18 protein-coding genes are annotated in these 21,493 nt (G+C 66.0%); 5 read left to right on the top strand and 13 right to left on the bottom strand.

Features of this window, described 5'->3' with window-relative positions:
• Window position 1: 1 nt before the first annotated feature.
• Both BIWAKO_RS13140 and BIWAKO_RS13135 read left to right on the top strand, forming a co-directional pair.
• Window positions 2-460 carry a cupin domain-containing protein gene (locus tag BIWAKO_RS13140; protein ID WP_371331934.1) on the top strand — a complete coding sequence of 153 codons (459 nt, stop codon included), beginning with the start codon at window positions 2-4 and terminating at the stop codon, window positions 458-460.
• A complete protein-coding gene (locus BIWAKO_RS13135) occupies window positions 460-1,221 on the top strand; it encodes a GNAT family N-acetyltransferase (RefSeq protein WP_069879050.1) in 762 nt (253 codons plus the stop codon). Before BIWAKO_RS13140 ends, BIWAKO_RS13135 begins: the two co-directional genes overlap by 1 nt.
• A 116-nt stretch (window positions 1,222-1,337) precedes the next feature.
• On the opposite strand, the gene BIWAKO_RS13130 is transcribed toward BIWAKO_RS13135, so the two are convergent.
• The 3 genes from BIWAKO_RS13130 to BIWAKO_RS13120 form a co-directional block, all read right to left on the bottom strand.
• Entirely contained in the window at window positions 1,338-3,317 is a 1,980-nt protein-coding gene (locus BIWAKO_RS13130; protein ID WP_084651325.1) for a potassium transporter Kup, read from the bottom strand.
• Between the two features lie 106 nt (window positions 3,318-3,423).
• Window positions 3,424-4,698, bottom strand: a complete 1,275-nt coding sequence (gene ispG / locus BIWAKO_RS13125; RefSeq protein ID WP_069879049.1) for a flavodoxin-dependent (E)-4-hydroxy-3-methylbut-2-enyl-diphosphate synthase — start codon at window positions 4,696-4,698, stop codon at window positions 3,424-3,426.
• Window positions 4,691-5,224: a transcriptional repressor gene (locus tag BIWAKO_RS13120; RefSeq protein ID WP_074471547.1), complete on the bottom strand. Its 534-nt coding sequence runs from the start codon at window positions 5,222-5,224 to the stop codon at window positions 4,691-4,693. Before BIWAKO_RS13120 ends, ispG begins: the two co-directional genes overlap by 8 nt.
• A gap of 121 nt (window positions 5,225-5,345) precedes the next feature.
• On the opposite strand from BIWAKO_RS13120, the gene BIWAKO_RS13115 reads away from it, so the two are divergent.
• Complete coding sequence (locus tag BIWAKO_RS13115) at window positions 5,346-6,131, top strand: 3-hydroxybutyrate dehydrogenase (protein ID WP_069879048.1); 786 nt, start codon at window positions 5,346-5,348, stop codon at window positions 6,129-6,131.
• A complete protein-coding gene (locus BIWAKO_RS13110; RefSeq protein WP_069879047.1) occupies window positions 6,128-7,198 on the top strand; it encodes a patatin-like phospholipase family protein in 1,071 nt (356 codons plus the stop codon). The genes BIWAKO_RS13115 and BIWAKO_RS13110 overlap by 4 nt, the downstream gene beginning before the upstream one ends.
• Before the next feature lie 109 nt (window positions 7,199-7,307).
• On the opposite strand, the gene BIWAKO_RS13105 is transcribed toward BIWAKO_RS13110, so the two are convergent.
• From BIWAKO_RS13105 to BIWAKO_RS13075, 7 genes are all read right to left on the bottom strand, one after another.
• Window positions 7,308-7,913, bottom strand: coding sequence for a class I SAM-dependent methyltransferase (locus BIWAKO_RS13105; protein WP_069882438.1), 606 nt, complete (start codon window positions 7,911-7,913; stop codon window positions 7,308-7,310).
• A gap of 56 nt (window positions 7,914-7,969) precedes the next feature.
• Window positions 7,970-9,124 (bottom strand): glycosyltransferase, encoded by a 1,155-nt coding sequence (locus tag BIWAKO_RS13100; protein ID WP_141740060.1) that lies wholly within the window; start codon window positions 9,122-9,124, stop codon window positions 7,970-7,972.
• 112 nt (window positions 9,125-9,236) lie between these two features.
• Window positions 9,237-10,451 (bottom strand): MFS transporter, encoded by a 1,215-nt coding sequence (locus BIWAKO_RS13095; RefSeq protein ID WP_069879046.1) that lies wholly within the window; start codon window positions 10,449-10,451, stop codon window positions 9,237-9,239.
• Window positions 10,452-11,224: 773 nt separating this feature from the next.
• On the bottom strand, window positions 11,225-11,524 hold the full coding sequence (locus BIWAKO_RS13090; protein ID WP_069879045.1) for a hypothetical protein: 300 nt from the start codon (window positions 11,522-11,524) through the stop codon (window positions 11,225-11,227).
• A gap of 101 nt (window positions 11,525-11,625) precedes the next feature.
• Window positions 11,626-13,182 carry a S8 family serine peptidase gene (locus BIWAKO_RS13085; RefSeq protein WP_069879044.1) on the bottom strand — a complete coding sequence of 519 codons (1,557 nt, stop codon included), beginning with the start codon at window positions 13,180-13,182 and terminating at the stop codon, window positions 11,626-11,628.
• Between the two features lie 244 nt (window positions 13,183-13,426).
• Window positions 13,427-14,110: a hypothetical protein gene (locus BIWAKO_RS13080; protein WP_069882436.1), complete on the bottom strand. Its 684-nt coding sequence runs from the start codon at window positions 14,108-14,110 to the stop codon at window positions 13,427-13,429.
• A gap of 45 nt (window positions 14,111-14,155) precedes the next feature.
• A complete protein-coding gene (locus tag BIWAKO_RS13075) occupies window positions 14,156-14,716 on the bottom strand; it encodes a sigma-70 family RNA polymerase sigma factor (protein ID WP_069879043.1) in 561 nt (186 codons plus the stop codon).
• 251 nt (window positions 14,717-14,967) lie between these two features.
• Between BIWAKO_RS13075 and BIWAKO_RS13070 the strand changes: the two genes are divergently transcribed.
• Window positions 14,968-16,581: a gamma-glutamyltransferase gene (locus tag BIWAKO_RS13070; RefSeq protein WP_069879042.1), complete on the top strand. Its 1,614-nt coding sequence runs from the start codon at window positions 14,968-14,970 to the stop codon at window positions 16,579-16,581.
• 20 nt (window positions 16,582-16,601) lie between these two features.
• Here the strand turns inward: BIWAKO_RS13070 and BIWAKO_RS13065 are convergent, their stop codons facing one another.
• From BIWAKO_RS13065 to aptA, 3 genes are all read right to left on the bottom strand, one after another.
• The gene (locus BIWAKO_RS13065) at window positions 16,602-18,188 is read right to left on the bottom strand and encodes an ABC transporter substrate-binding protein (protein WP_069879041.1); all 1,587 of its coding nucleotides are present in this window, start codon (window positions 18,186-18,188) and stop codon (window positions 16,602-16,604) included.
• Between the two features lie 41 nt (window positions 18,189-18,229).
• Window positions 18,230-19,723 (bottom strand): amidase, encoded by a 1,494-nt coding sequence (locus BIWAKO_RS13060; RefSeq protein WP_069879040.1) that lies wholly within the window; start codon window positions 19,721-19,723, stop codon window positions 18,230-18,232.
• A 154-nt stretch (window positions 19,724-19,877) separates the two neighbouring features.
• Window positions 19,878-21,227, bottom strand: a complete 1,350-nt coding sequence (aptA, locus tag BIWAKO_RS13055; protein WP_069879039.1) for an omega-aminotransferase AptA — start codon at window positions 21,225-21,227, stop codon at window positions 19,878-19,880.
• Between the last annotated feature and the right edge of the window lie 266 nt (window positions 21,228-21,493).

Below are 21,493 nucleotides of genomic sequence, written 5' to 3'. Positions count from 1 at the left end.
GATGAACCGGCTCGACGGGCTGAGCGCAGCAGAGATCATTCGCCTGCTCGAGCTCAAGCCGCATCCGGAAGGCGGGCATTATCGCGAGACCTTTCGCGACGAGGCAGGACCGGAGGGGCGCGGCTTTTCGACGGCGATCTATTATCTGCTCGACACCGGCGAGACATCGGAATGGCACCGCGTCGATGCAGCCGAGATCTGGCACCACTATGCCGGTGCGCCGTTGGTGATCAGCGTGTCCCCAAACGGCCATGACGCCTCGGCGCATCATCTCGGCCGCGATCTCCTCGCCGGACAGCGCCCGCAATTCGTCGTGCCGACCGGCTGGTGGCAAAGTGCGGCGTCGCTCGGCGCCTGGACGCTGGTCGGCTGCACGGTCGCGCCCGGTTTCGACTTCTCCGGCTTCGAGATGGCGCCACCGGGCTGGCGGCCTCAACCCCGCGCGGCACGAGGCGCCTGATGATCTCTGATGTTCCGTACGACCCGGCATGCATCGCCGAATGCGAAAGGCGCATCGTCAACGCCTGGCCGGCTCCCTCGACTTTGCTGATCGGCGACTGGGTCGTGCGCTTCGCCAACGGCTATTCCGGCCGGGCGAATTCCGCCTCAGCCTTGAAGCTGGAGGCCGAACTCGACGATGCGACCCTCGAACTGATCGAGGAATTCTACAAGGCCGACGGCCTGCCGCCCTGTGTCAGGCTGACCCCGCTGATCTCGGCGGCAACGCGCGAGCGCATCCTCGCCCGCGGCTACCGGCTGAAGGATGCATCCTTTGGGCTGATCGCCGATCTCGACGGCAAGCCGCCGGAGGTCGAATCCGCGCTTCAGATCGAGGCCCGTCCGAGCCGGGACTGGATTGCGGGAGTGACGTCGCATCAGACCGGCTCGAGACGCAGCGAGACCAAGCTGGCGGCCATCGTCGAGAAGGTGCGCCTGCCTGCGGCTTTCGCCACGCTGTTCCATGGCGGCGAGCCGGTAGCCTATGGCATGTGCGTCGCCGAGCGCGGCATGGCCGAAATCGGCTCGATCGTCGTCGATCCCGGTCACCGCGGACAGGGCCTTGGCCGGCGCATGGTGTCCGGGCTCATGTCCTGGGCGCGTCTGCTCGATTGCGACCGCGCCTATCTCCAGGTCGATCAGACAAATGCGGTCGCGATCAGCCTCTATGCGAGCCTCGGCTTTCGCCGGCTCTATGCTTACGAGACGCGCATCCTGGAATGACACATACCTTGGCCGCCTTCACCGGCGACCCAGGATAGGCCCGCGATCCAGGCCCGAACATCGGCAGGCGGCAATCAGGGACGGGACCGGCTTGCCACCGTCCCCATCATCCTGCGCTACACCGTCACCTGCGTCCCGACCTCGACCACGCGTCCCGTCGGGATCTGGAAGAAGCTGGTCGCGTCCGTCGCGCTCTTGGTCAGGGTGATATAAAGCTTGTCCTGCCAGATCGGCATGCCCGATTGCGGCGAGGCCTTGATCGAGCGCCGCGACAGGAAGAACGAGGTCGACATGATGTCGAACTTGAAGCCCTGCTTGCGCAGCATGGCGAGCCCCTTGGGCACGTTCGGGCTCTCCATGTAGCCATAGACCAGTTCGACACGCCAGAAATCGTCGGTGATGCGCGAGAGGCGAACGCGCTCTTCGTCGGCGACGCGTGGCGTATCGGCCGAGCGCACGGTCAGGATGACGTTGCGATCATGCAGCACCTTGTTGTGCTTCAGGTTGTGCAGCAGCGACGCCGGCGCCGTCTGCGGGTCGCTGGTCAGGAACACCGCCATGCCCTTGACCCGGACGGGCGGGCTTTTGGAAAGCATCGCGACCAGCTCGAGCAGCGGGACATCGGTCTTGCGGGTCTTGTCGAACAGGATCCGGGTGCCGCGCACCCAGGTCGCCATCAGGACAACCAGGGCGATGGCCAGCAGCACCGGCATATAGCCGCCACTGAAGAGCTTCAGCAGGTTCGCGGTAAAGAATGCGACGTCGATCACCAGGAACGGCAGGATCAAGGCGGCGGCGGCCGGGCGGCTCCAGCCCCAGCTCTTCTCGATGACGATGAAGGCGAGCAGCGAACTGACGACCATCGTGCCGAACACCGCGATGCCATAGGCATGCGAGAGGCTCGACGACGTCTTGAAGCTCCAGACCAGCAGCAGCACCACGAGCAGCAGCAGCATGTTGATGCGCGGAATATAGATCTGCCCGGAGGTGTGCTCGGAGGTATGGCGGATTTCCAGGCGCGGCATCAGGCCGAGCTGGATTGCCTGGCGGGTCAGCGAGAAGGCTCCGGTAATCACGGCCTGGCTGGCAATGATCGTCGCAACCGTCGCCATGATCACGAGCGGCAGGATGAAGCCTTCCGGGGCCAGCTTGTAGAACGGGTTGTCGATCGCGGTCGGGTCGGACAGAACCAGCGCGCCCTGGCCGAGATAATTCAGCACGAGGGCCGGGAAGACGAGGTAGATCCAGGCGCCGCGGATCGGTCCACGCCCGAAATGGCCCATATCGGCATAGAGCGCTTCTGCGCCCGTCACAGCCAGGCAGACCGAGCCGAGCACGGCCAGCGACACGTTGGGATGGTCGACGAAGAAGCGCAGGCCATAATAGGGATTGATCGCTGCGAGTACGCCGACATCGTCCGCGATGTGGAGAATGCCGAGCCCCGCGAGGGTCGCGAACCAGACCAGCATGATCGGCCCGAAGAAGGTCGCCACCTTGGCGGTGCCATGGCTTTGCACCATGAACAGGCCGACGAGGATCACGGACGCGATCGTGACGACGTAGTCGTCGAGAGCCGGCGTCACGAGCTTGATGCCTTCGACCGCGGAGAGCACCGAGATCGCCGGTGTAATCACCGCATCGCCATAGAACAGTGCAGCGCCGGCCATGCCGAGGAAGAGCACCACTCCTCCCCGCATGCGGCCAAGCGCACGCTGCGCTAGCGCCACCAATGTCAGGATGCCGCCTTCACCGTTATTGTCGGCCCGCATCAGCAGCACGACATATTTCAGCGTGACGACAATGACGAGCGACCACAGGATCAGCGAAAGCACGCCAATGACGATGTCACGCGGCACGGCCGCGGCTTCACTCCCGCCGCCGCTATGCACCGCCGCGGCTGTGACGATGGTCTCGCGCAGAGCGTAAAGCGGGCTCGTACCGATATCGCCATAGACGACGCCAAGCGCCCCAAGTGCGAGAGCCGTGTAGCTTGCCGTCGAATGCCCGCCTGTCGCAGAAGAGCCGTGCCCATCTTCAAGGCCGAAACGTGTATCGCCAACCTGTCCGGTCGGCGGAGTCGGCTGGTCATGCCCCATCAGGGTTCTCCGCGGGTGCTGCAATGCAGCGAAAGGCCGGGGCCTCTAACATAACGCCGCCACCGCGCAAAGGAGCGCAGCCGAACCGCGCACAAGGAGAGCCGGCTCACTCCGCCGCATCGGCGCGCATCCCGTAGCGTCGCTCGATATAGGCGTTGACCATGTCCTTGAATTCGGATGCGATTCCGGCGCCGCGCAATGTCGCGACCTTCTTGCCGTCGACGAAGACCGGAGCGGTCGGGACCTCGCCGGTTCCCGGCAGCGAGATGCCGATATCGGCATGCTTGGATTCGCCCGGCCCATTCACGATGCAGCCCATCACCGCGACGTTCAGCATCTCGACGCCGGGATAGCGGGTCTTCCAGTCCGGCATCGAGGAGGAAATCCAGTTCTGGATATCCCGCGCCAGTTCCTGGAACACCGTCGATGTCGTGCGGCCGCAGCCGGGACAGGCCGCGACCAGCGGCACGAAGGCGCGGAACCCCATGGTCTGCAGCAATTCCTGCGACGCCTTGACCTCCAGCGTCCGGTCGCCGCCGGGCTCCGGGGTCAGCGAGAAGCGGATAGTGTCGCCAATGCCTTCCTGCAGCAGGATACCGAGCGCAGCCGAGGACGCGACCAGCCCCTTCGACCCCATGCCCGCTTCGGTCAGGCCGAGATGGATGGCATAGTCGCCGCGCTCGGCAAGCGTCCGGTAGACTGCGATCAGATCCTGCACGCCCGAGACCTTGGCCGAAAGGATGATGCGGTCCTTGGCCAGACCGATCTCTTCGGCCCGTTGAGCCGAGAGCAAGGCCGACTGCACCATGGCCTCGCGCATCACTGCCCGTGCATCGAGCGGCTGCGGGGAGGAGGCGTTCTCGTCCATCAGCGCGGTCAGCAGTTCCTGATCGAGCGAGCCCCAGTTGGCGCCGATACGGACTGCCTTGCCATGCTTGATCGCGAGTTCGACGATCTGGCCGAATTGCCGGTCCTTCTTGTCCTTGAAGCCGACATTACCGGGATTGATCCGGTATTTTGCCAGCGCCTCCGCGCAGGCGGGGTGATCCGTCAGCAGCTTGTGGCCGATATAGTGGAAATCGCCGACCAGCGGCACGTCGATGCCGAGGATATCGAGGCGCTCGCGGATATGCGGCACGGCAGCCGCAGCCTCGTCACGATCGACGGTGATGCGAACGAGCTCGGACCCCGCACGCGCAAGCGCGGCGACCTGCCCGACGGTGGCCGCGATATCGGCAGTATCGGTATTCGTCATCGACTGCACGACGATCGGCGCGCCGCCGCCCACCTCGACGGCTCCGACCTTCACCGGAACTGTGTAGCGGCGCGGTCGCGGCCCGGCGACATCGGCAAGCGCGGCCGTAAGAACCGTTTCATTCATGGGGATGTGCGCTCCGGCAATGGTCGCAGCGACCGACGATCTCGACGACCTGATGCGAGGGCACGAATTGTCGCCCTTGCACGATCGCCGCCACCGCCTGACGCATGGCCGGCGAGGAATCCTCGTCGACGCCGCCACAGGTCTCGCAGATCAGGAAGGCGACAACGTCGCTGGCGCCGTGACCGTGCAGACAGGCGACATAGGCATTGCGCGAGCTCAGGCGGTGCACGAACCCCTGCTCGACCAGGAAATCCAGGGCGCGATAGACCGAGATCGGTGCGAGACGCCGGCCACCGGGCGGCGAGATGCGATCGGCCAGATCATAGGCGCCGACCGGGCGATGGTCGGCATGCAGGGCCTCTAGGGCCTTGCGCCGAATCGGCGTCAGTCTCAGGCCGCGCTCCCGGCAGAGCTTCTCGGCCCGCGCCAGCGCTTCCGCGGCATGACGCTGGTGATCCTGGGCATGGCGACAGGCCGCATGGTCATGGCCGTCATGCGCGTGGGCGTGTGGCTGCATTTTCATCATGTTGCGTTGCAATACTACATCGGGCAACGTGCCGCGACCGCCTTTGCGGGGACGGAAAGACTGCCCGTTCAAACATGCAACGTAAGCATTTTCTCAGCCCGTGTCAGGAGCCTAGACGCTCATGTTCCTTAAAGATCGTACCGCCCTCGTCACCGGATCGACCTCCGGCATCGGTCTCGCCTATGCGCGCGCACTCGCCAAGGAAGGCGCCCATCTCGTCATCAACGGCATCATGCCGCCCCCCGATGCCGAGGCGCTGCGCAGCGGACTCGAGAAGGAGTTTGGCATCAAGGCCCAGTTCTCGCCGGCCGACATGACCAAGCCGGCCGAGATCGCCGCCATGGTCGCGGAGGCGGAGAAGGCATTCGGCGCCGTCGACATCCTGGTGAACAATGCCGGGATCCAGCATGTCGCGCCGGTCGACGAGTTCCCGATCGAGAAATGGGACCAGATCATCGCGATCAACCTGTCCTCGGCGTTCCACACCACCCGCGCCGCCCTGCCTGGAATGAAGCGCAAGGGCTGGGGCCGGATCATCAACACGGCGTCGGCCCATGCCTTTGTCGCCTCGCCCTTCAAGTCGGCCTATGTCTCGGCCAAGCACGGCATTGCCGGCTTCACCAAGACAGTCGCACTGGAAGTCGCAACCAAAGGCATCACGGTCAACGCCATCGCACCCGGTTACGTCTGGACGCCGCTGGTCGAGAAGCAGATCCCCGATACGATGAAGGCGCGCGGATTGACCAAGGAGCAGGTCATCAATGACGTGCTGCTCGAGGCCCAGCCCACCAAGGAATTCGTGACGGTCGAGCAGGTCGCGGCGCTCGCCATCTTCCTTTGCACGGATGCGGCGAAATCCATCACCGGCGCCACCTTGCCAATGGATGGCGGCTGGACCGCAGCGTGACCGGCCGGCGCAAGACCGGCGCGCGTCAGGTCGAGGGCCTCGCCGGTCCCAAGGCCGAGAAAAGCGTCTCGCTCGCTCTCCAGGGTGGTGGCGCCCATGGCGCCTTCACCTGGGGCGTGCTCGATGCGATCCTCGAGGACGGACGCCTCGCCATCGAGGCGCTGTCGGGCACCAGCGCCGGCGCGATGAACGCCGTCGTGCTCAGCGAGGGCTGGATTGACGGCGGTATCGACGGCGCCCGCACCCAGCTCGAGAATTTCTGGCGGCGCATCAGCGTCGACGGCAAATATGGCGGCTCCGAGCGTTCGCTGATCGACACCATGCTCGGCGCCTGGGGCAAGAACGGCGCCCAGCCCGGACTGCTCTGGTTCGAGCTCTTTTCCAAGGTCGCGAGCCCCTATGACGTCAACCCGCTGAACATCAACCCGCTGCGCGGCGTGATCGCCGACCTGATCGACTTCGACAAGGTTCAGGCATGCCGGGCGGTCAAGCTCTTCATTGCCGCAACCAATGTCCGCACCGGCAAGATCAAGGTCTTCAATGGCGACGAACTGACCGCCGATCACCTGATGGCCTCCGCCTGCCTGCCGATGCTGTTCCAGGCGGTCGAGATCAAGGGCGAGGCCTACTGGGACGGCGGCTATATGGGTAACCCGGCCCTGTTTCCCCTGTTCTATGAGGCCGCCGGCGACGACATCCTGCTGGTGCAGATCAACCCTCTGCAGCGCAAGGAACTGCCGACCAATGCCCGCGCCATCCAGGACCGGCTGAACGAAATCACCTTCAACGCCTCGCTGCTGCGCGAGCTGCGCGCCATCGATTTCGTCAATCGCCTGGTCGATGCCGGCAAGCTGCCCAAGGACGAGTACAAGCGCGTACTGATGCACCGCATCGATGGCGGGCCGCCTCTGGCCGAGTTGACCAGTTCCACGCGCATGAACGCGGAATGGGACTTTCTGCTGCGCCTGCGCGACATGGGCCGCGCTGCCGCGAAGCGCTGGCTGAAACGCAATTACGACGCCATCGGCGTCCAGGGCACGCTCGACCTCAAGGAGGCGATCTCCTAGGGCATCGGCCCGAAAGGCGGATTGCGGCTTTCGCGAAAGCCTATGCAACCGCAGACGTTAGATCATGGGATCGGATACGATATCCTGCCCCATGATCGAGGCCATCAGGTCAGGCGATCGCCAATCGCCAGACCGTGCTCTTCTTGATCTCGGCGTCTTCCAGCGAGCGCGTCACGGGAACTTCATAGGTCGCCAGTTCCTGCAAGCGCTGCCGCGGCAGATAGCTGCGGCCGGGATCGCCGATCAGCACCTCGGCGCCGCGGGCAACCAGCCCCGAAAGCCAGCCAACCACGCTTTCGGCCATCGCCCGTTCATAGCAGACATCGCCCGCGCAGATCAGCTCCCAGCCGTCATCGCGCCCGATCAGGTCTTCCAAAGCGGCAGTCACCGAGACGTCGTTCGCCTCCGCATTCAGCATGATCGCCTCAGCCGCGAAAGCATCGATGTCGCAAGCCTGGACATGGGCCGCCCCTGCTTTGGCCGCCGCGATCGCGACGAGACCCGAGCCGCTGGCAAAATCGAGCACGCGCTTGCCGCGCACGATCTCGGGATGATCGAGAAGATACCGTGCCAGCGCCTGCCCGCCTGCCCAGGCGAAGGCCCAGAACGGCGGCGGCAGCCCGATGACCGCAAGCTCGTCCTCTGTCTTCTGCCAGAGCTCGGTCGCCTCCTCGGCGACATGCAGGCTGATTTCGGACGCATGAGGCACCGGCATCAGCCGCGTATGCGCGAGGATGAAGCCGCGCCGGTCTAGCGTGGCGAGGGGCGCGCTCACGCTGCGACATCCGTCTGGGGCCGGGCCAGCAGGCCACGATAAAGCGCCTTCACCGCATCCATGACATCACGTTCGGTGTGGCCATCGAGCAGGCGGTTGCGCGCGCTCGCGCCCATCCGCTCGACCAGCCCCGGCGCAGCTGCGAGCACGATCAGCGCCTTGGCGAGCGCAGCCGCATCGTCCGACGGCACCACCATGCCGTCCTGCCCGTCGCGCACGAAGCTGCGGCAGCCCGGCACATCGGTCGTCAGGATAGCCCGCCCGCAGGCCGCGGCCTCGAGGATCGTTCGCGGCAGCCCTTCGCCGCCGCGCGATGGCAGGCAGCAGAGATGGTGGTTCCGCCAGACACCCTCGATATCGCGCGTCGGACCGGCCCAATTGATGCCGGGACGCGCAGCCCATTCCTTGAGAGTCGTCTCGGGGATCGCCTTCGGATTCGACGCGTCGGGCGCACCATGGATGGTGAGTTCGACGCGCGCGCCCTGCGCCCTGGCGAGCTTCACCGCCTCGACGGCGAGGTCGACGCCCTTCGACCAGAGCATGCGCGCGACCAGCGCGACCTTGAGCGGCGGCGTCGGCGGCATCGGCTCCGGCATCAGCACGAGCGGATCGACCCCCGCGCCGCCGACGATCGCGACCTTGCCCTTGTCTTGCGGATCGAACCCCAGCATCACCGGATCGTCGGGATTCTCGAACAGGAAACGGACGCCGGGTCCGTCGATCGCCTCACGCAGCCAGGTCCGGGCGGCCAGCCGCGCCAGGGCGGCGAGCTGCCCCTGTCTTGCTCCGAGGAAGCCGAGCCCGGTCAGCGCATAGACACGCCGGTCGATCCCGGCGAGCCTGCCGGCCAGCCCTGCCAGCGCGATCGGCTTCAGCGCGATGCAGTGCAGGATGTCCGGCCGTTCGGATGCGATCAGACGCTTCAGTGTCTGTACCTGGCGCAGCAGCGCCAGCGGCGAGAGGCTGCCCCGCTCCGCTTCGAGTGCAATCAGCCGGGCACCCGTCGCCTCGATGACGCGACGATGCTGGCGCTCACGCGCGATCACGACGACATCCAGATCCAGCTCGCGCGCAGCCCGCGCCATCGGCAGGAAATGCGAGGCGAAGAACCAGTCTTCCGTGACGACGAAGAGGAGTTTGGGGCGGCGCATGATGGCCGGACATGAGGCTGAAGCGGACAAGAAGGTCAAGCCGTCCGCCTGTCGGGGGCCGTGCCGCAGACCTGTCCGGTCACGAGCCATGAAGGGCCAAACCCTCCATGGCTCAGCTATGGCGCGGTTCCTTCAGGGTCGGCAGGAACCAGGCGAGCAGGCCTATCGCCGGCAGGAACGAGCAAATTCGATAGATCGTCTCGATGCCGAGCTGGTCGGCAAATTCGCCGAGCAGGGCTGCCGCAATGCCACCGAGTCCGAAGGACAGCCCGTAGAAAAAGCCCCCAACCAGTCCGATACGGCCCGGCATCAGTTCCATCGCGTAGATCAGGATGGCGGCAAACGCGCTGGACATGATCAGGTTGATGATGATGGTCAGGACGCCCGTCCAGAAGAGGTCGGCATAGGGCAGCACGAGCGTGAAAGGCAGCGCACCCAGGATCGAGAACCAGATGATCTTGTTGCGCCCGATCCTGTCACCGAGCATGCCGCCGAACAGGGCGCCGGCCGCCGAGGACCCCAGGAACAGGAACAGCATGACCTGGGAGGTCTGGACGGAAACACCGAACTTCCCGATCAGGTAGAAGGTGTAGAACGAGCTGAAGCTCGCGCTGTACGCGTTCTTCGAGAACAGCAGGATAATCAGGATTGCGACGGCCGGAGCAACGCTCGCCAGGGGCGGTGCCGGGATCGCCACCGGGGCGGCTGCACCCGCGACCTTGCCGCGCACCTGCCGCGGACCGACGCGCGCGGACTGTCCTGCGGTCCAGACCATCAGCGCCATGGCGGTCAGTGCCGCCGCCGAGAACCAGGCAAGGCTGCCCTGGCCGTTCGGCACGATGATGAAGGCTGCCAGCAAGGGCCCGAGGGCACCCCCGGTCTGACCGCCGACCTGGAAGATCCCCTGTGCCAAGCCATGCTGCCCGCCGGACGCATTGCGCGCCATCCGCGTCGCCTCGGGATGAAAGATCGATGAACCGATGCCGACGCAGGCTGCCGCCAGCAACAGCAGCGGATAGCTGCTGGCAAAGGCCAGGCCGACGAGGCCGAACAGGGAGAACCCCATGCCGACGACCATCGAATACGGCATCGGCTTCTTGTCGGTGTAGAGACCGACCAGCGGCTGCAGCAGCGAGGCCGAGACCTGAAATGTCAGGGTAATCAGCCCGATCTGTCCGAAGTCCAGCGCATAGGCGGTCTTGATGATCGGATAGATCGCCGGAATCAGCGACTGAATCATGTCGTTGAGCAGGTGCGTGACGCTGAGCGCGATCAGCACGGGCATTGTTGCGCGACGGGCGACCCCGACCGGCGTAGTCACGTTCATGAGCTATGACTTATGTTTCGGCTAACCAGTCCGTCGTTCACTAAAGCAAGCCGAGAGGCCGGACAATTTCATTGCCATGCTCTGCAAGCGATACTGCGCGTCGCCCAGCGCGGATACGTCACGGCAGGACCAGTTGTCGGTGATGTGTCGGATTGGAACGCATCGTCGGCGCGACGAGCGTGCGGGATCCGCAGCGCGGGAATTGGCTGTGTGCGCCAGAGCCAAAGGATGTATGGTCACTCGGCCTGCAAGCCTTTCGTAGCGACGCGCCTTCGCAATCCCTTGCCTGCCCGAAGTCGAAAGAAGACGAGCCGCCGATACGATCGGCGGCGTCAATCTTGATACGACGAGAACGCTGGCACCAATGGCTACCGATGGAGACGAGTTATGAAGCATCTGCTCATTGCCGTTGGCCTCTTTGGCGGACTGACTGTTTTCACTGCGACCGAAGCAAGCGCTGTCGTTTGCGCCCGGGGCGTGGTTCGGGCCGGTTGTGTCTCCGCTGGCGGCGCGGCCGTGGTCCGGCGCCCTGTCGCAGCTCCGAGGGCTGTCGTTGCGCCGCATCGAACCGTAGTACGGCGAACAACCGTCATCCGCTGAGCCTGGATCTCGAACATTCCAGGCGATGCGCCCGGTCCGGCCATTCCTCGCTGTCCACAACCTGGGCACTGGGCGAATGACCGGCTTCCTCCGACCTGCAATTCTGCTCCGCAAACGGCATCCGGCCCTCCGGAAGCACCGGAGAGCCGGATTGTCGGGAGCCACGCGCGGGCTCAGTAGAGGCTGCAGACCCGGCGATGGCCGACGACGTCGCCGAAACGGTTGATGCGCTCGACCAGCTCGCAGCGGCGCACGGGAGCATCCTCCTCATAGACCGGCTCGGCATAGGCACGGCCGGTTGAGGCGGCGATCAATCCGCCGACGGCCAGCGCTCCGACGATGCCCGCACCGACACCCCAATACGGGCCGCGATAGCGCGGGCGGGCTTCGGCGCCACTGGCGCTGGCGAGGAGCGCGGTACCGAGCGTGAGCGCGGCGAGAGTGGTGGCCATGCTCTTCCTGAAATTGGTCATCGTCAGTCTCCTGCGGCTCGATCGGGAGCGAACCATTCGCCCTCCATGACCATTGGTCGTGGCGGACGCGCAGAAGGTTCAAAGCCGCGCTGAATTTTTTTTCAGGGGCGAGCCGTCGACACCGGCAGGACGCGCGACAGGGCCGCCTGTCCATCGACCCGGCCCGCTCCGAAGACAGGATCCTTGCCCCTGCCGCCGAGATCGACGGCGCTTTCGCTGAGGAGCCTGCGCACATCGTCAAGGCCGAGTTCCGGACGCTTCTCGAGCAGCAGCGCCACGAGCCCCGAGACATGGGCCGCTGCGATCGAGGTGCCTGACGAAAAGGCGTAGCGTCCTTGCGGCTCCGCCGCGAGGACATCGACTCCCGGTGCGGCAACAGCGATGTAGTCCCCGCGATTGGCCCCGGAGAACGGCTTGTCGTCCGCATCGGTCGCGGTGACGGCAATGACATTCGGATCGGCAGCGGGATAGAGCGGCGCCGCCTTGGCTCCGCCATTGCCCGCGGCCGCGACCGCGACCATGCCCTTGGTCTTGGCCCCTGCGAGCGAGCGTGAGAGCAGCCGGTCCTGCGGGCCGGCAAAGCTCAGATTGAGAACACGGGCGCCCTCGCCTGCCGCCCAGTCGAGCGCCGCCAGGATATGGAAGGTCGTGCCATTGGCGGGCCCCGCCGCCGCCGCTCCCGAGAAGGCGCGCGCCGCAAGAAGCCGCGCGCCTGGAGCGACACCCTGCAACTGTGCCTGCGCGAGGATCGCCGCCGCCATCGCAGTGCCATGCGCATCGGGTTGACCTTCCCCGCCGAGCGCATCGAATGAGCCGGCAAGAACACCCTGCAGCTCCGGATGGCTCGTATCGGCGCCGGAATCGATTACGGCCACGCGGATCGCCGTACCGCGCGCGATCTTGTGCAGATCGTCGAGATGCAGCTTCTCGACCACATATTGCGGTTGCAGCTCGCGCTTCGGCGCCATCGAGACAAGTGGCGGGATCGGTGGAAGATCCGGGATGACGATCAGTTTTTCGGCATCGTCAGGCTTGCTTGCTGGCAGTACCGGCGCAACATCCGTGCCCGCCGGCTGGACGCCGCCCTTCGGCTCGTCCTGCTGCAAGGCATAGAGATAATTTGGCTGGGCACTGGCGACGCGCGGATCGCCCGCCATCTGGGCGAGCACGCTCCTGGCGCTGCGGCCGCCCTCGAGGCGCGCACGGATGATGGTCATGCCGGCCAGCCCGAAGCGCCGGCTGGCAATCTGCGTCGCGCGATAACGGCGCAGCACCGCCTCGGCCTGCGCATTCGGCGCAAGCTCGAACAGGATCTCCTCATTGACCAATCTCCGCTCGGAGGCCGACGGCACGATCACATTGGGCTGGCGCGGGGCCGGCCGGGCTGTTCGGGTCGGCGGCGGAGCGACGGGAGGCGCGGCGCGATGCGTCCGGGGCGGCGCCGCCTCCCGATCCGGTGGCGGCCGCCGCGGCCTGCGCAACACCGGCTCATCCTCATAATCCTCGATAATGACCGGCCGGCGGCTCGCTTGATCCAGGATCAGCCCGCCGATGATGCCTGCTCCGACACCGACGGCCGCAGGCCCCCAGCTAGCGCCGCCCGGATAGCGTCCGGGATAGCGCGGCGGACGGGTCGGAACCCCATCAGGACGCCCCACGGGCGGGCGCGTCGCCGGGATCCTCTGGATACTCGGTGCCGGCCTTTGAATGCCGGGAGTCAATCCCTGTCCACGACCACCGAATTCCTGGGCTGAAACCGGCAGGCCAATCAGCATGGCAAGCCCGACACAACCAACGAATGGCGCGAGATGTCGCCGCTGCTCGTTGCTGGTTTGACGGAGCACGGCACCCACTCCCCATTTCGGCCCCAAGGTGTGCATCCCAAAGCCCCCGTTGCGCCCGCTACGGGGCCGGCGCGACGAAGCTGATGATCGCAGCCTCGGCCTTCATCCGCGCCGCGATGGCGTCGACCTGTGCCGGCGTCAGCTTCGCGTCGCCGACGCGCACCTTGAAGAAGCCGTTGGCGCGCGGACCGTCGACCACCGACGCCTCGTAGCGCTTGAAGAAAGCGGCGATATCAGCGGCCCTTGCATCCGGTGCGAAGCTGAGCAGGACATAACGCTCCGAGGATGATGTTCCCGGCGCAGACGCAGTTCGGAACCCACCCCCGCCACCGCGCAGAGCAAGGCCCGTCAGCGCGACGCCCTGAATCGCGATCAACGCCAGGGCCGCGGCGCTGGCATAGGCAAGCTTTCGCGGCGGCAGCGCCGCCAGCCATTGGCCGAGCCAGCTCAGGAAGCCTCCGCGGGCCCGCGCCAGAAGCGGCGCCTGCTGCGGTTCGGTTTCGATGCCGGCCATCAGACGGTCGAGTGCGCGCGGCGAAGGGGCGCCCAGGCTCTCGTTGAGCAGGATCGTCTCCGCCATATCCTCACGGACGATCTCGAGCCGTGCCGCGAGTTCAGGATCAGTCGTCAGCGCCGTCTCGACGCGCGCCTTGTCGGCAACCGAGATGCGGTCATTGGCGTAGAAAGGCAGCAGCTCTTCGAGCTCACGGCGCCTCGGATCGGTCGCGATGCTGTCAGTCATGGCGCAGCTCCCGATTGGGCGGATCGAACCGGCATCCGAAAACACTCATGGCCAGCCCCGATCGATCCCGGCGGCGTTGAGCAGCTCGCCCAGCTTCTTGCGGGCATGGAAGAGCCGCGTCTTGACGGTGTTCTCGGGGATGCCGACGATCCGCGCCACCTCCTCCACGGAGGTCTCGTGATAATAGACGAGATCGATGACCTCGCGGTGTTCGAGGCTGAGTTTCCCGAGGCAGGCCCTGATCGCGAGACCCTTGTCCTGCTTCTGCAGCACGATTTCAGGATCGTCCGCCTCGTCCTCGATGGTTTCGGCGAATTCGTCGTCGAGGCCAGCCTCGCGCCGCTTGCGCAGCAGCGAGTAGGCCTTGTTGCGGGTGATGGCGAGGAGCCAGGTCGTGACGCTGGCGCGCGCCTCGAACCGGTCCGCCTGCCGCCAGAGGTCCATGAAGACGTCACTGATCACATCCTCCGCCACCGTCTCGTCGCGCACGAGCCGCAGCGCGAAACGATAGACATGCACCTGGTGCCGCGAGAACAGCACCTTCATCGCGAGCCGGTCGCCAGAGGCGATCCGCTTGACGAGGTCTTCGTCGGACTCGGTATGCATCGCGCGGGACCCTGCATGCCGGCTCGCAGGTTTGTCGCTGCGAATGCGGCGGAGGTTCAATCCGTTCCAAGATTAATGGCTCGCGCGCATTGCGCCAGCCATTTGCTGCGACATCCTCAACCTGAGGTCGCGAACCCGCCTGCCGCAGCAGAGCCCCCCGAGCCGATCGCAGGGCGGGCCTGCTTTGCCAGCCTTCCGCCGCGCCGTGGAATCGTGGAAGCATGCGCCCACGAACAAGGGGAGTTGGATATATGGCCGTTGCCAAGAGCGCGCGTGAGACTGTCTACCGGACGCAGAACTGGAACCTGACCAAGCCCTCGGCGCGCGGAAAGAACGGCATTGTCGTCTCGCAGAACCGCGAGGCAGCCGCAGCCGGCGCAGCGATCCTGGATGCTGGCGGCAATGCCGCAGACGCCGCCGTCGCTGCCTGCTTCGCGCTCGCCGCGGTCGAACCCTGGAACAGCGGTCTCGGCGGCATCGGCTTCGCGGTCGTGCTGAAGGCCGGTGAGCGGCGCGCGCAGGTCATCGATTTCGGCCCCGTCGCACCCCGCCGCGCCGACCCGGCGGACTACCCGCTGACCGGTGCGATCAAGAAGGACCTCTTCACCTGGCCGGAGGTGGTGGACGACCGCAATATCCACGGACCGCTCTCCTTCTGCATCCCTTCGTCGGTTGCCGGCTATGCGGCGCTGAAACAGCATTTCGGCAGCGGGCTGCCGGTCTCCGACCTCCTCGCCCCTGCGATCGCGCTCGCCCGGCGCGGGCTGGCTCAGGACTGGTACACGACGCTGAAGATCGCCTCCTCGGCCTCGGTCTTGCGGCTCTATGAAGAAAGCGCCCGCATCTATCTGCCTGGCGGCCTGCCCCCGGTACCGCCCTATCAGGGCGTTCCGGGCTTCATGAGGCTCGGCAATCTTGCAGCCACCCTGGAGCGCCTGGCCGAGGCGGGCTTGCGCGACTTCTACGAAGGCGAAACCGCAAGGCGCCTCGCAGCCGACATCGCGGCAGTGGGCGGGGTCGTCGATGCGACCGACCTCGCAGGCTGCGAAGCGACCGTCCGGCAGGCTCCCGTGATCGACTGGCGCGGAACGCATGTGCTCCACACGGCCGGCGGGCTGACCGCCGCCCCGACGCTCGCCACCGTGGTCGAAGGCATGGCCACAGTCGCTCCGCCGGCGGGAGGCCCGGACGCCGCCTGGTTCGCAAAGCTCTCGACGGTGATGCGCGAGGCCTATGCCGAGCGCCTCGCCGGTCTCGGCGCCGCACAAGCTGCACCGGAACCGGCCGACACCTGCACCACGCATCTGACCGTGGTCGATGGCGAGGGCAATCTTGTCGCCATTACCACCACGCTGCTCTCGTCGATGGGCAGCCGCGTCGTGCTGCCCGAGACCGGCGTGCTGATGAACAACGGCATGATGTGGTTCGATCCGCGCCCCGGCAGCGCCAATGCGATCACCCCCGGCGCGCGACCGCTCTGCAACATGTGCCCGGTCGTGGTGACGCCGAAGGACGGCAACTGGCCGCGGTTTGCCATGGGCGCCTCGGGCGGCCGGCGCATCCTCGCCAGCGTCTACCAGAGCCTGGCCTGGACGCTCGATTTCGGCATGGACGTCGACGAGGCCGCCCATGCGCCGCGCATCGACGTCTCCGGGCCGGATTCGACCAGCGCCGATTGCCGCCTGCCCGACGATGTTCTCGATGCGCTGGAAGTGGCCGGGCCGGTCTCGATCGTCGAGCACGGGGTACTGCCGATCAACTTCGCCTGCCCGAATCTGATCCGCGCCGACACCGACGGCGCAGAAGGCTGCAGCGATCTCGTATCGCCCTGGTCGGCCGCGGTCGCGGCAGGCCCTGCGGCCTGACGCGACTCCGCCTGCGCCGGTCAGGCCCGGCGCAGGCCCCAGGGATAAGGCGCAGAGCCCGGCAGCATGCCGGTCAGGCTCTTGCGATAGGCCGTGCGAATGACGAACTGGCCGAGCGGGATGGTCGCGACCTCCTCGAGCGCCAGCCGCGCCAGGGCAACGGCAGCCTTCTTCTGGCCAGCCGCATCGGCGGCGTAGAGCCACTCCTCGGCCAGTTTCTCGGCGCTCTCGCTCTCCCACCAGCCGAACCAGCCCTTGGCTCCCTGACCACGGACGAGCAGCGACAGGGCGGGGTTGCTCCAGCCCACCGCCGGGCCGGTGGTGTGAAAGATGCTCCAGCCGCCCTTTTCGACGCTTTCGCGATTGCCGCGACGCTGCACGACCGTCCCCCAGTCGCTGTCGGCCATCTGCACATTCATGCCGAGGCGCTGCAGCAATTCACCGGTGACCTGCCCGAGTGGGCCGATATCGGGGAAATCGGTGGGGCTGATGATGACGACCTTCTCGCCGGCATAACCGGACGCCGCCAAGGCTGCCTTCGCCTTGTCCAGGCTTTGCGGCATCAGGTCTTCCTGCTCGCCGGTATAATAGGGCGTGCCGCGCGGCCAGAGGCTGCGGCAGGTCTGCCAGAGCGTGGTGTCGTCGCCCTGCGTCGCCTGCATGTAATCCTCCTGGTTGACCGCCATGCGAACGGCCTGGCGCACCTTGGGATTGTTGAAGGGCGGATGCAGGTGGTTCAGCCGCATGATCGCCATCCGACCGGAGGTGTCCGTCGCCTCCCGCCTGATCTCGGGATTGCTCGCAAGCAGCGGCTGGAGGTCGGTCAGCGGACGCTCCCACCAGTCGACCTCGCCCTTCATCAGGGCCGAAGCCGCGGTCGCGGGATCGGGCAGGACCTGCCATTCCACCCGCTCGAAATGGCCGATCTTGCCACCGGCATTGCGGCTAGCCGGTTCGGTGCGCGGCTTGTAGCCGGCGAATTTCTCGTAGACCACCCGGCTGCCGGAGACATACTCCCCCGGGATGAACCGGTAGGGGCCGGAACCCACCATCTCCGTCACCTGCTTGCTGGCATCGGTCACGGCCAGCCGTTCGGGCATGATGAAGGGCGGCGTATCGACCTTGGCGAGCGCCTCGAGCATGGTCGGGAAGGCGCGCGTCAGCTTGATCTCGAAGACCCGGTCATCGACGACCTGCCAGGCTTCGACCACCTTGGCCAGCAACTGGCCGTAGGGGTCGCGCTGGCACCAGCGCTTCAGGCTGGCGACGCAATCGGCAGCCTTGACCGGCGCGCCGTCATGGAACACCAGCCCCTCACGAAGCGTGATGCGCCAGGTCTTGCCATCGTTCAGCACCTCGTGCCGCTCAGCCATTTGCGGCTGGGGCTTGAAGTCCATATCGGCGCCGAAGAGCGTGTCGAAGACATAGTAACCGTGATTATTGGTCACGGTCGCAGTGGTCCAGATCGGGTCGAGCGCGCTCAGATTGGCCTGCGGCACGAATTTCATCAGGGTGGAGCGCCCGGCCTGGGCCCGGGCGAGAGACGTCAACGAGGTACTGCCGAGGCCGGCTGCAACGGCCCCCTTCAAGAATGTACGGCGCTTCAACGGAAATCCCCTCTTGTCATTGTATTGGCGGCGACGGCGCGTCAGTCGAACCCCAGGAACCCTGGACTGTCGCTCAGGCGTTGAGCCTTCGCCAGCGCGGCGATGTCCGGCACCGGACGCGCCGTACGGGGATCGCCGGCCAGTACGCGCTCCAAGGCAGCAGCAACGGCAAGCACCTTGGCGTCGCCGCCGCGCGGCCCGACGATCTGCAACCCAAACGGCATGCCGTTGCGATCGAGCCCGACCGGCAGCGAGATCGCGGGGTGACCGACCACGGTGACGGCATAGGCCAGTGCCAGCCAGTGGAAATAGGTTCGCGTTGCCTTGCCATCGATCTCGGCGGGATAGAGCTCGCTCCAGGGGCGCGGACTCAGCGTGACCGCCGGCGACAGGATGACGTCGAAGCGCGAGAAGAAGCTCTGCCAGTTCTTGTAGAGCACGGTCTGCTGCTTCAGCGCCTGGGTGACGTCGAGCGCGCTGTAGCGCAGACCCTCCTCGACATTGGCGCGGACATTGGGGCCGACCAGTTCGGGCGTATCGCGCACCCGCTCATGCATCGAGGCCAGGAAGGAGAGCGAGCGCAAGACCTCGAAGGTTTCGTCCGTGCCGCTGCAATCGGGCGTTGCCTCATCAGCGACGGCAAAGAGCTGATTGAACAGCCCGGTCTTCTCGGCAAAGACCTCGCGGATATGCCGCTCGGTCGGCGCGAAGCCGAAATCGGGCGTCAGCGCGACTTTCAGCGAAGCGAGGTCGATCTCGGCCGGTCGCGCGAAATCCCCCGGTTTGCGCACGGTCTGGCCGACGATCGTCGTCGCCAGCGGATCGCAGGCGTCGTCCGAGACCATGGCCGAGAGCAGCAGGCAGAGGTCGGGCACGGTCCTGGCCATCGGGCCCAGCACGCTCAGCGGGTTCCAGCCGAAGGGCCGCTTGTCGCTCGGGACCAGCCCCGGTGTCGGCCGGAAGCCGACGACGCCGTTGAAGGCGGCCGGATTGCGTAGCGAGCCGCCCGTATCCGAGCCGGTTGCGATCGGCACCATGTTGGTTGCCAGCACGACGCCGGACCCACCGGAGGAGCCGGCTGCCGATTTCGAGGGATCGAACGGATTGCCGGTGACGCCATAGACCGCATTGCGCGTGTTCGCGCCGGCGCCCCATTCCGGCGTGTTGGTCTTTCCGGCGATGATGGCGCCAGCCTTGCGAACCGAGGCGACGATCAACTGGTCCTCGGGCGGCACGAAGTCACGAAACAGCGGGCTGCCATAGGTCGTCCGCAAGCCGGCGACATTCTCGAGATCCTTGATGCCGACCGGCAGGCCATGCAGGGCGCCGAGCGCATCGCCGCGCATCGTCGCCTCATCGGCTTTCCGCGCTGCCGCTCGCGCGCGCACGTCATCGCGCGCAACCATGGCATTGACGGCGGGGTCGACGGCATCGATGCGACGGATGCAGCTGTCCAGCAATTCGCTGGCGGACAGGGACTTCGCCCCGATCAGGGCGCGCGCCTCGACGGCGCTGAGATCGCAAGGTTCGCTCAAGACAGGGCCCCTCCCTTGGCATGACGCGGCAGGCAAGCGCCGCGTCTCGTCAGCCAGATAGACAGGGGCAAGCTGGCATCGCGGGGACGGACCTCGCAATGCACAGGATTGCATCGGCCCGATGCACCGACCGGCGGAGCAGGCCGGTGACCGGCTAGGCCGCGCGCTTCAGGGCTTCGTCGAGCAGCGACACCATGTCGTCGATCTGCCCCGGCTCGACGATCAGCGGTGGCGACAGGGCGATGATGTCGCCGGTGACGCGGATCAGCAGCCCCTTCTCGAAGCAGTCGACGAAGATGTCATAGGCCCGCGCCCCGATCGCTCCAGCGCGCGATTCGAGCTCGATGCCGACGACGAGGCCGATGGTGCGGATATCAACGACATGGGGAGCGCCCCTGAGGCTGTGCATCGCCTCCTGCCATTTCGCCGCAAGCTCCGCGGCGCGCGTCAGGAGCCCCTCTTCGGCATAGATGTCGAGCGTCGCGAGACCAGCGGCGCAGGCGATCGGGTGGCCGGAGTAGGTGTAGCCATGGAACAGCTCGATAGCAGCCTCCGGACCGGTCATCAGGCCATCATGCACCTTGCGGCTGGCGAAAACGGCGCCCATCGGCACTGCACCATTGGTCAGGCCCTTGGCCGTCGTCATGATGTCGGGCACCACTCCGAAATAGTCGGCCGCAAAGGGCGTGCCGAGACGGCCGAACCCCGTGATGACCTCGTCGAAGATCAGCAGGATGCCGTGACGCGTCGCAATCTCGCGCAGACGCTGCAGATAGCCCTTCGGCGGCAACAGAACGCCGGTCGAGCCTGCGACGGGCTCGACGATCACCGCCGCAATCGTCTCCGCCCCATGCAGCGCGACCAGGCGCTCGAGATCGTCGGCAAGCTCGGCGCCGTGCTCCGGGTGCCCCTTCGTATAGGCATTGCGGGTAAGGTCATGCGTATGGCGCAGGTGATCGCTGCCCGGAAGCTGCGGGAAGACGCGCCGGTTATTGACCAGTCCACCGACCGAAATGCCGCCGAAGCCGACGCCGTGATAGCCGCGCTCGCGGCCGATCAGGCGGGTTCGCGTCCCCTGCCCGATCGCGCGCTGATAGGCGATGGCGATCTTGAGAGCCGTATCGACTGATTCCGAGCCCGAACCTGTGAAGAAGACGCGATCGAGTTTCGCGTCTCCGGCTCCTGGCGCCAGGGCGGCGAGGCGCTCGGCGAAGTCGAAGGCGATCGTGTGCCCCATCTGGAAGGACGGCGCATAATCGAGGGTCGAAAGCTGGCGCTCGACCGCTTCCGTGATCTGGCGACGGCCATGTCCGGCGTTGACGCACCAGAGCCCGGCCGTGCCGTCGACCACCTTGCGACCATCATCGGTCGTGTAGTGCATGCCCTGGGCTGAGGCGAGGAGCCGCGGCGCGGCCTTGAACTGCCGGTTGGCGGTAAAGGGCATCCAGTAGCTGTCGAGCGAGCGGGCGTTCTGCAATGAGGCTGGCGGAGGATTTGCGGTCATGGCGTGCTCCCTTGTCTGCCTGCCACAAGCCACGTTCCGTCATTGCCAACAAGTCTGTTTCAGATAAAACATAAGAGACTGATTTATAAGACAGCAATGACAGATTGATGCAGATATCGAACAGGAGGAACAGCTGGTGATCGGCATCGATGTCGGAGCGTGGCCGCGCCATGTCGGTACGCTCTGCCATGGAAATCAGCTCAATCGGGCCAGTGGGCGCCGCTTTGACGGATGAGCTGTCCCCTTCGCGTCAGGGGGCGAATGTC

Source organism: Bosea sp. BIWAKO-01, from assembly GCF_001748145.1.
Taxonomy (GTDB): Bacteria; Pseudomonadota; Alphaproteobacteria; order Rhizobiales; family Beijerinckiaceae; genus Allobosea.
Note: the sequence above shows the minus strand (reverse complement) of the source record. Positions and strands in the feature narration are given on the sequence as shown.

What these genes read in the sequence shown, in the direction of transcription:
- BIWAKO_RS13140 (WP_371331934.1), top strand. Translation starts at nt 2, where the DNA reads ATGAACCGGCTCGACGGGCTGAGCGCAGCAGAGATCATTCGCCTGCTC.
- BIWAKO_RS13135 (WP_069879050.1), top strand. Translation starts at nt 460, where the DNA reads ATGATCTCTGATGTTCCGTACGACCCGGCATGCATCGCCGAATGCGAA.
- BIWAKO_RS13130 (WP_084651325.1), bottom strand. Translation starts at nt 3,317, where the DNA reads ATGGGGCATGACCAGCCGACTCCGCCGACCGGACAGGTTGGCGATACA.
- ispG (WP_069879049.1), bottom strand. Translation starts at nt 4,698, where the DNA reads ATGAATGAAACGGTTCTTACGGCCGCGCTTGCCGATGTCGCCGGGCCG.
- BIWAKO_RS13120 (WP_074471547.1), bottom strand. Translation starts at nt 5,224, where the DNA reads ATGATGAAAATGCAGCCACACGCCCACGCGCATGACGGCCATGACCAT.
- BIWAKO_RS13115 (WP_069879048.1), top strand. Translation starts at nt 5,346, where the DNA reads ATGTTCCTTAAAGATCGTACCGCCCTCGTCACCGGATCGACCTCCGGC.
- BIWAKO_RS13105 (WP_069882438.1), bottom strand. Translation starts at nt 7,913, where the DNA reads ATGCCGGTGCCTCATGCGTCCGAAATCAGCCTGCATGTCGCCGAGGAG.
- BIWAKO_RS13100 (WP_141740060.1), bottom strand. Translation starts at nt 9,124, where the DNA reads ATGCGCCGCCCCAAACTCCTCTTCGTCGTCACGGAAGACTGGTTCTTC.
- BIWAKO_RS13095 (WP_069879046.1), bottom strand. Translation starts at nt 10,451, where the DNA reads ATGAACGTGACTACGCCGGTCGGGGTCGCCCGTCGCGCAACAATGCCC.
- BIWAKO_RS13090 (WP_069879045.1), bottom strand. Translation starts at nt 11,524, where the DNA reads ATGACCAATTTCAGGAAGAGCATGGCCACCACTCTCGCCGCGCTCACG.
- BIWAKO_RS13080 (WP_069882436.1), bottom strand. Translation starts at nt 14,110, where the DNA reads ATGACTGACAGCATCGCGACCGATCCGAGGCGCCGTGAGCTCGAAGAG.
- BIWAKO_RS13075 (WP_069879043.1), bottom strand. Translation starts at nt 14,716, where the DNA reads ATGCATACCGAGTCCGACGAAGACCTCGTCAAGCGGATCGCCTCTGGC.
- BIWAKO_RS13070 (WP_069879042.1), top strand. Translation starts at nt 14,968, where the DNA reads ATGGCCGTTGCCAAGAGCGCGCGTGAGACTGTCTACCGGACGCAGAAC.
- aptA (WP_069879039.1), bottom strand. Translation starts at nt 21,227, where the DNA reads ATGACCGCAAATCCTCCGCCAGCCTCATTGCAGAACGCCCGCTCGCTC.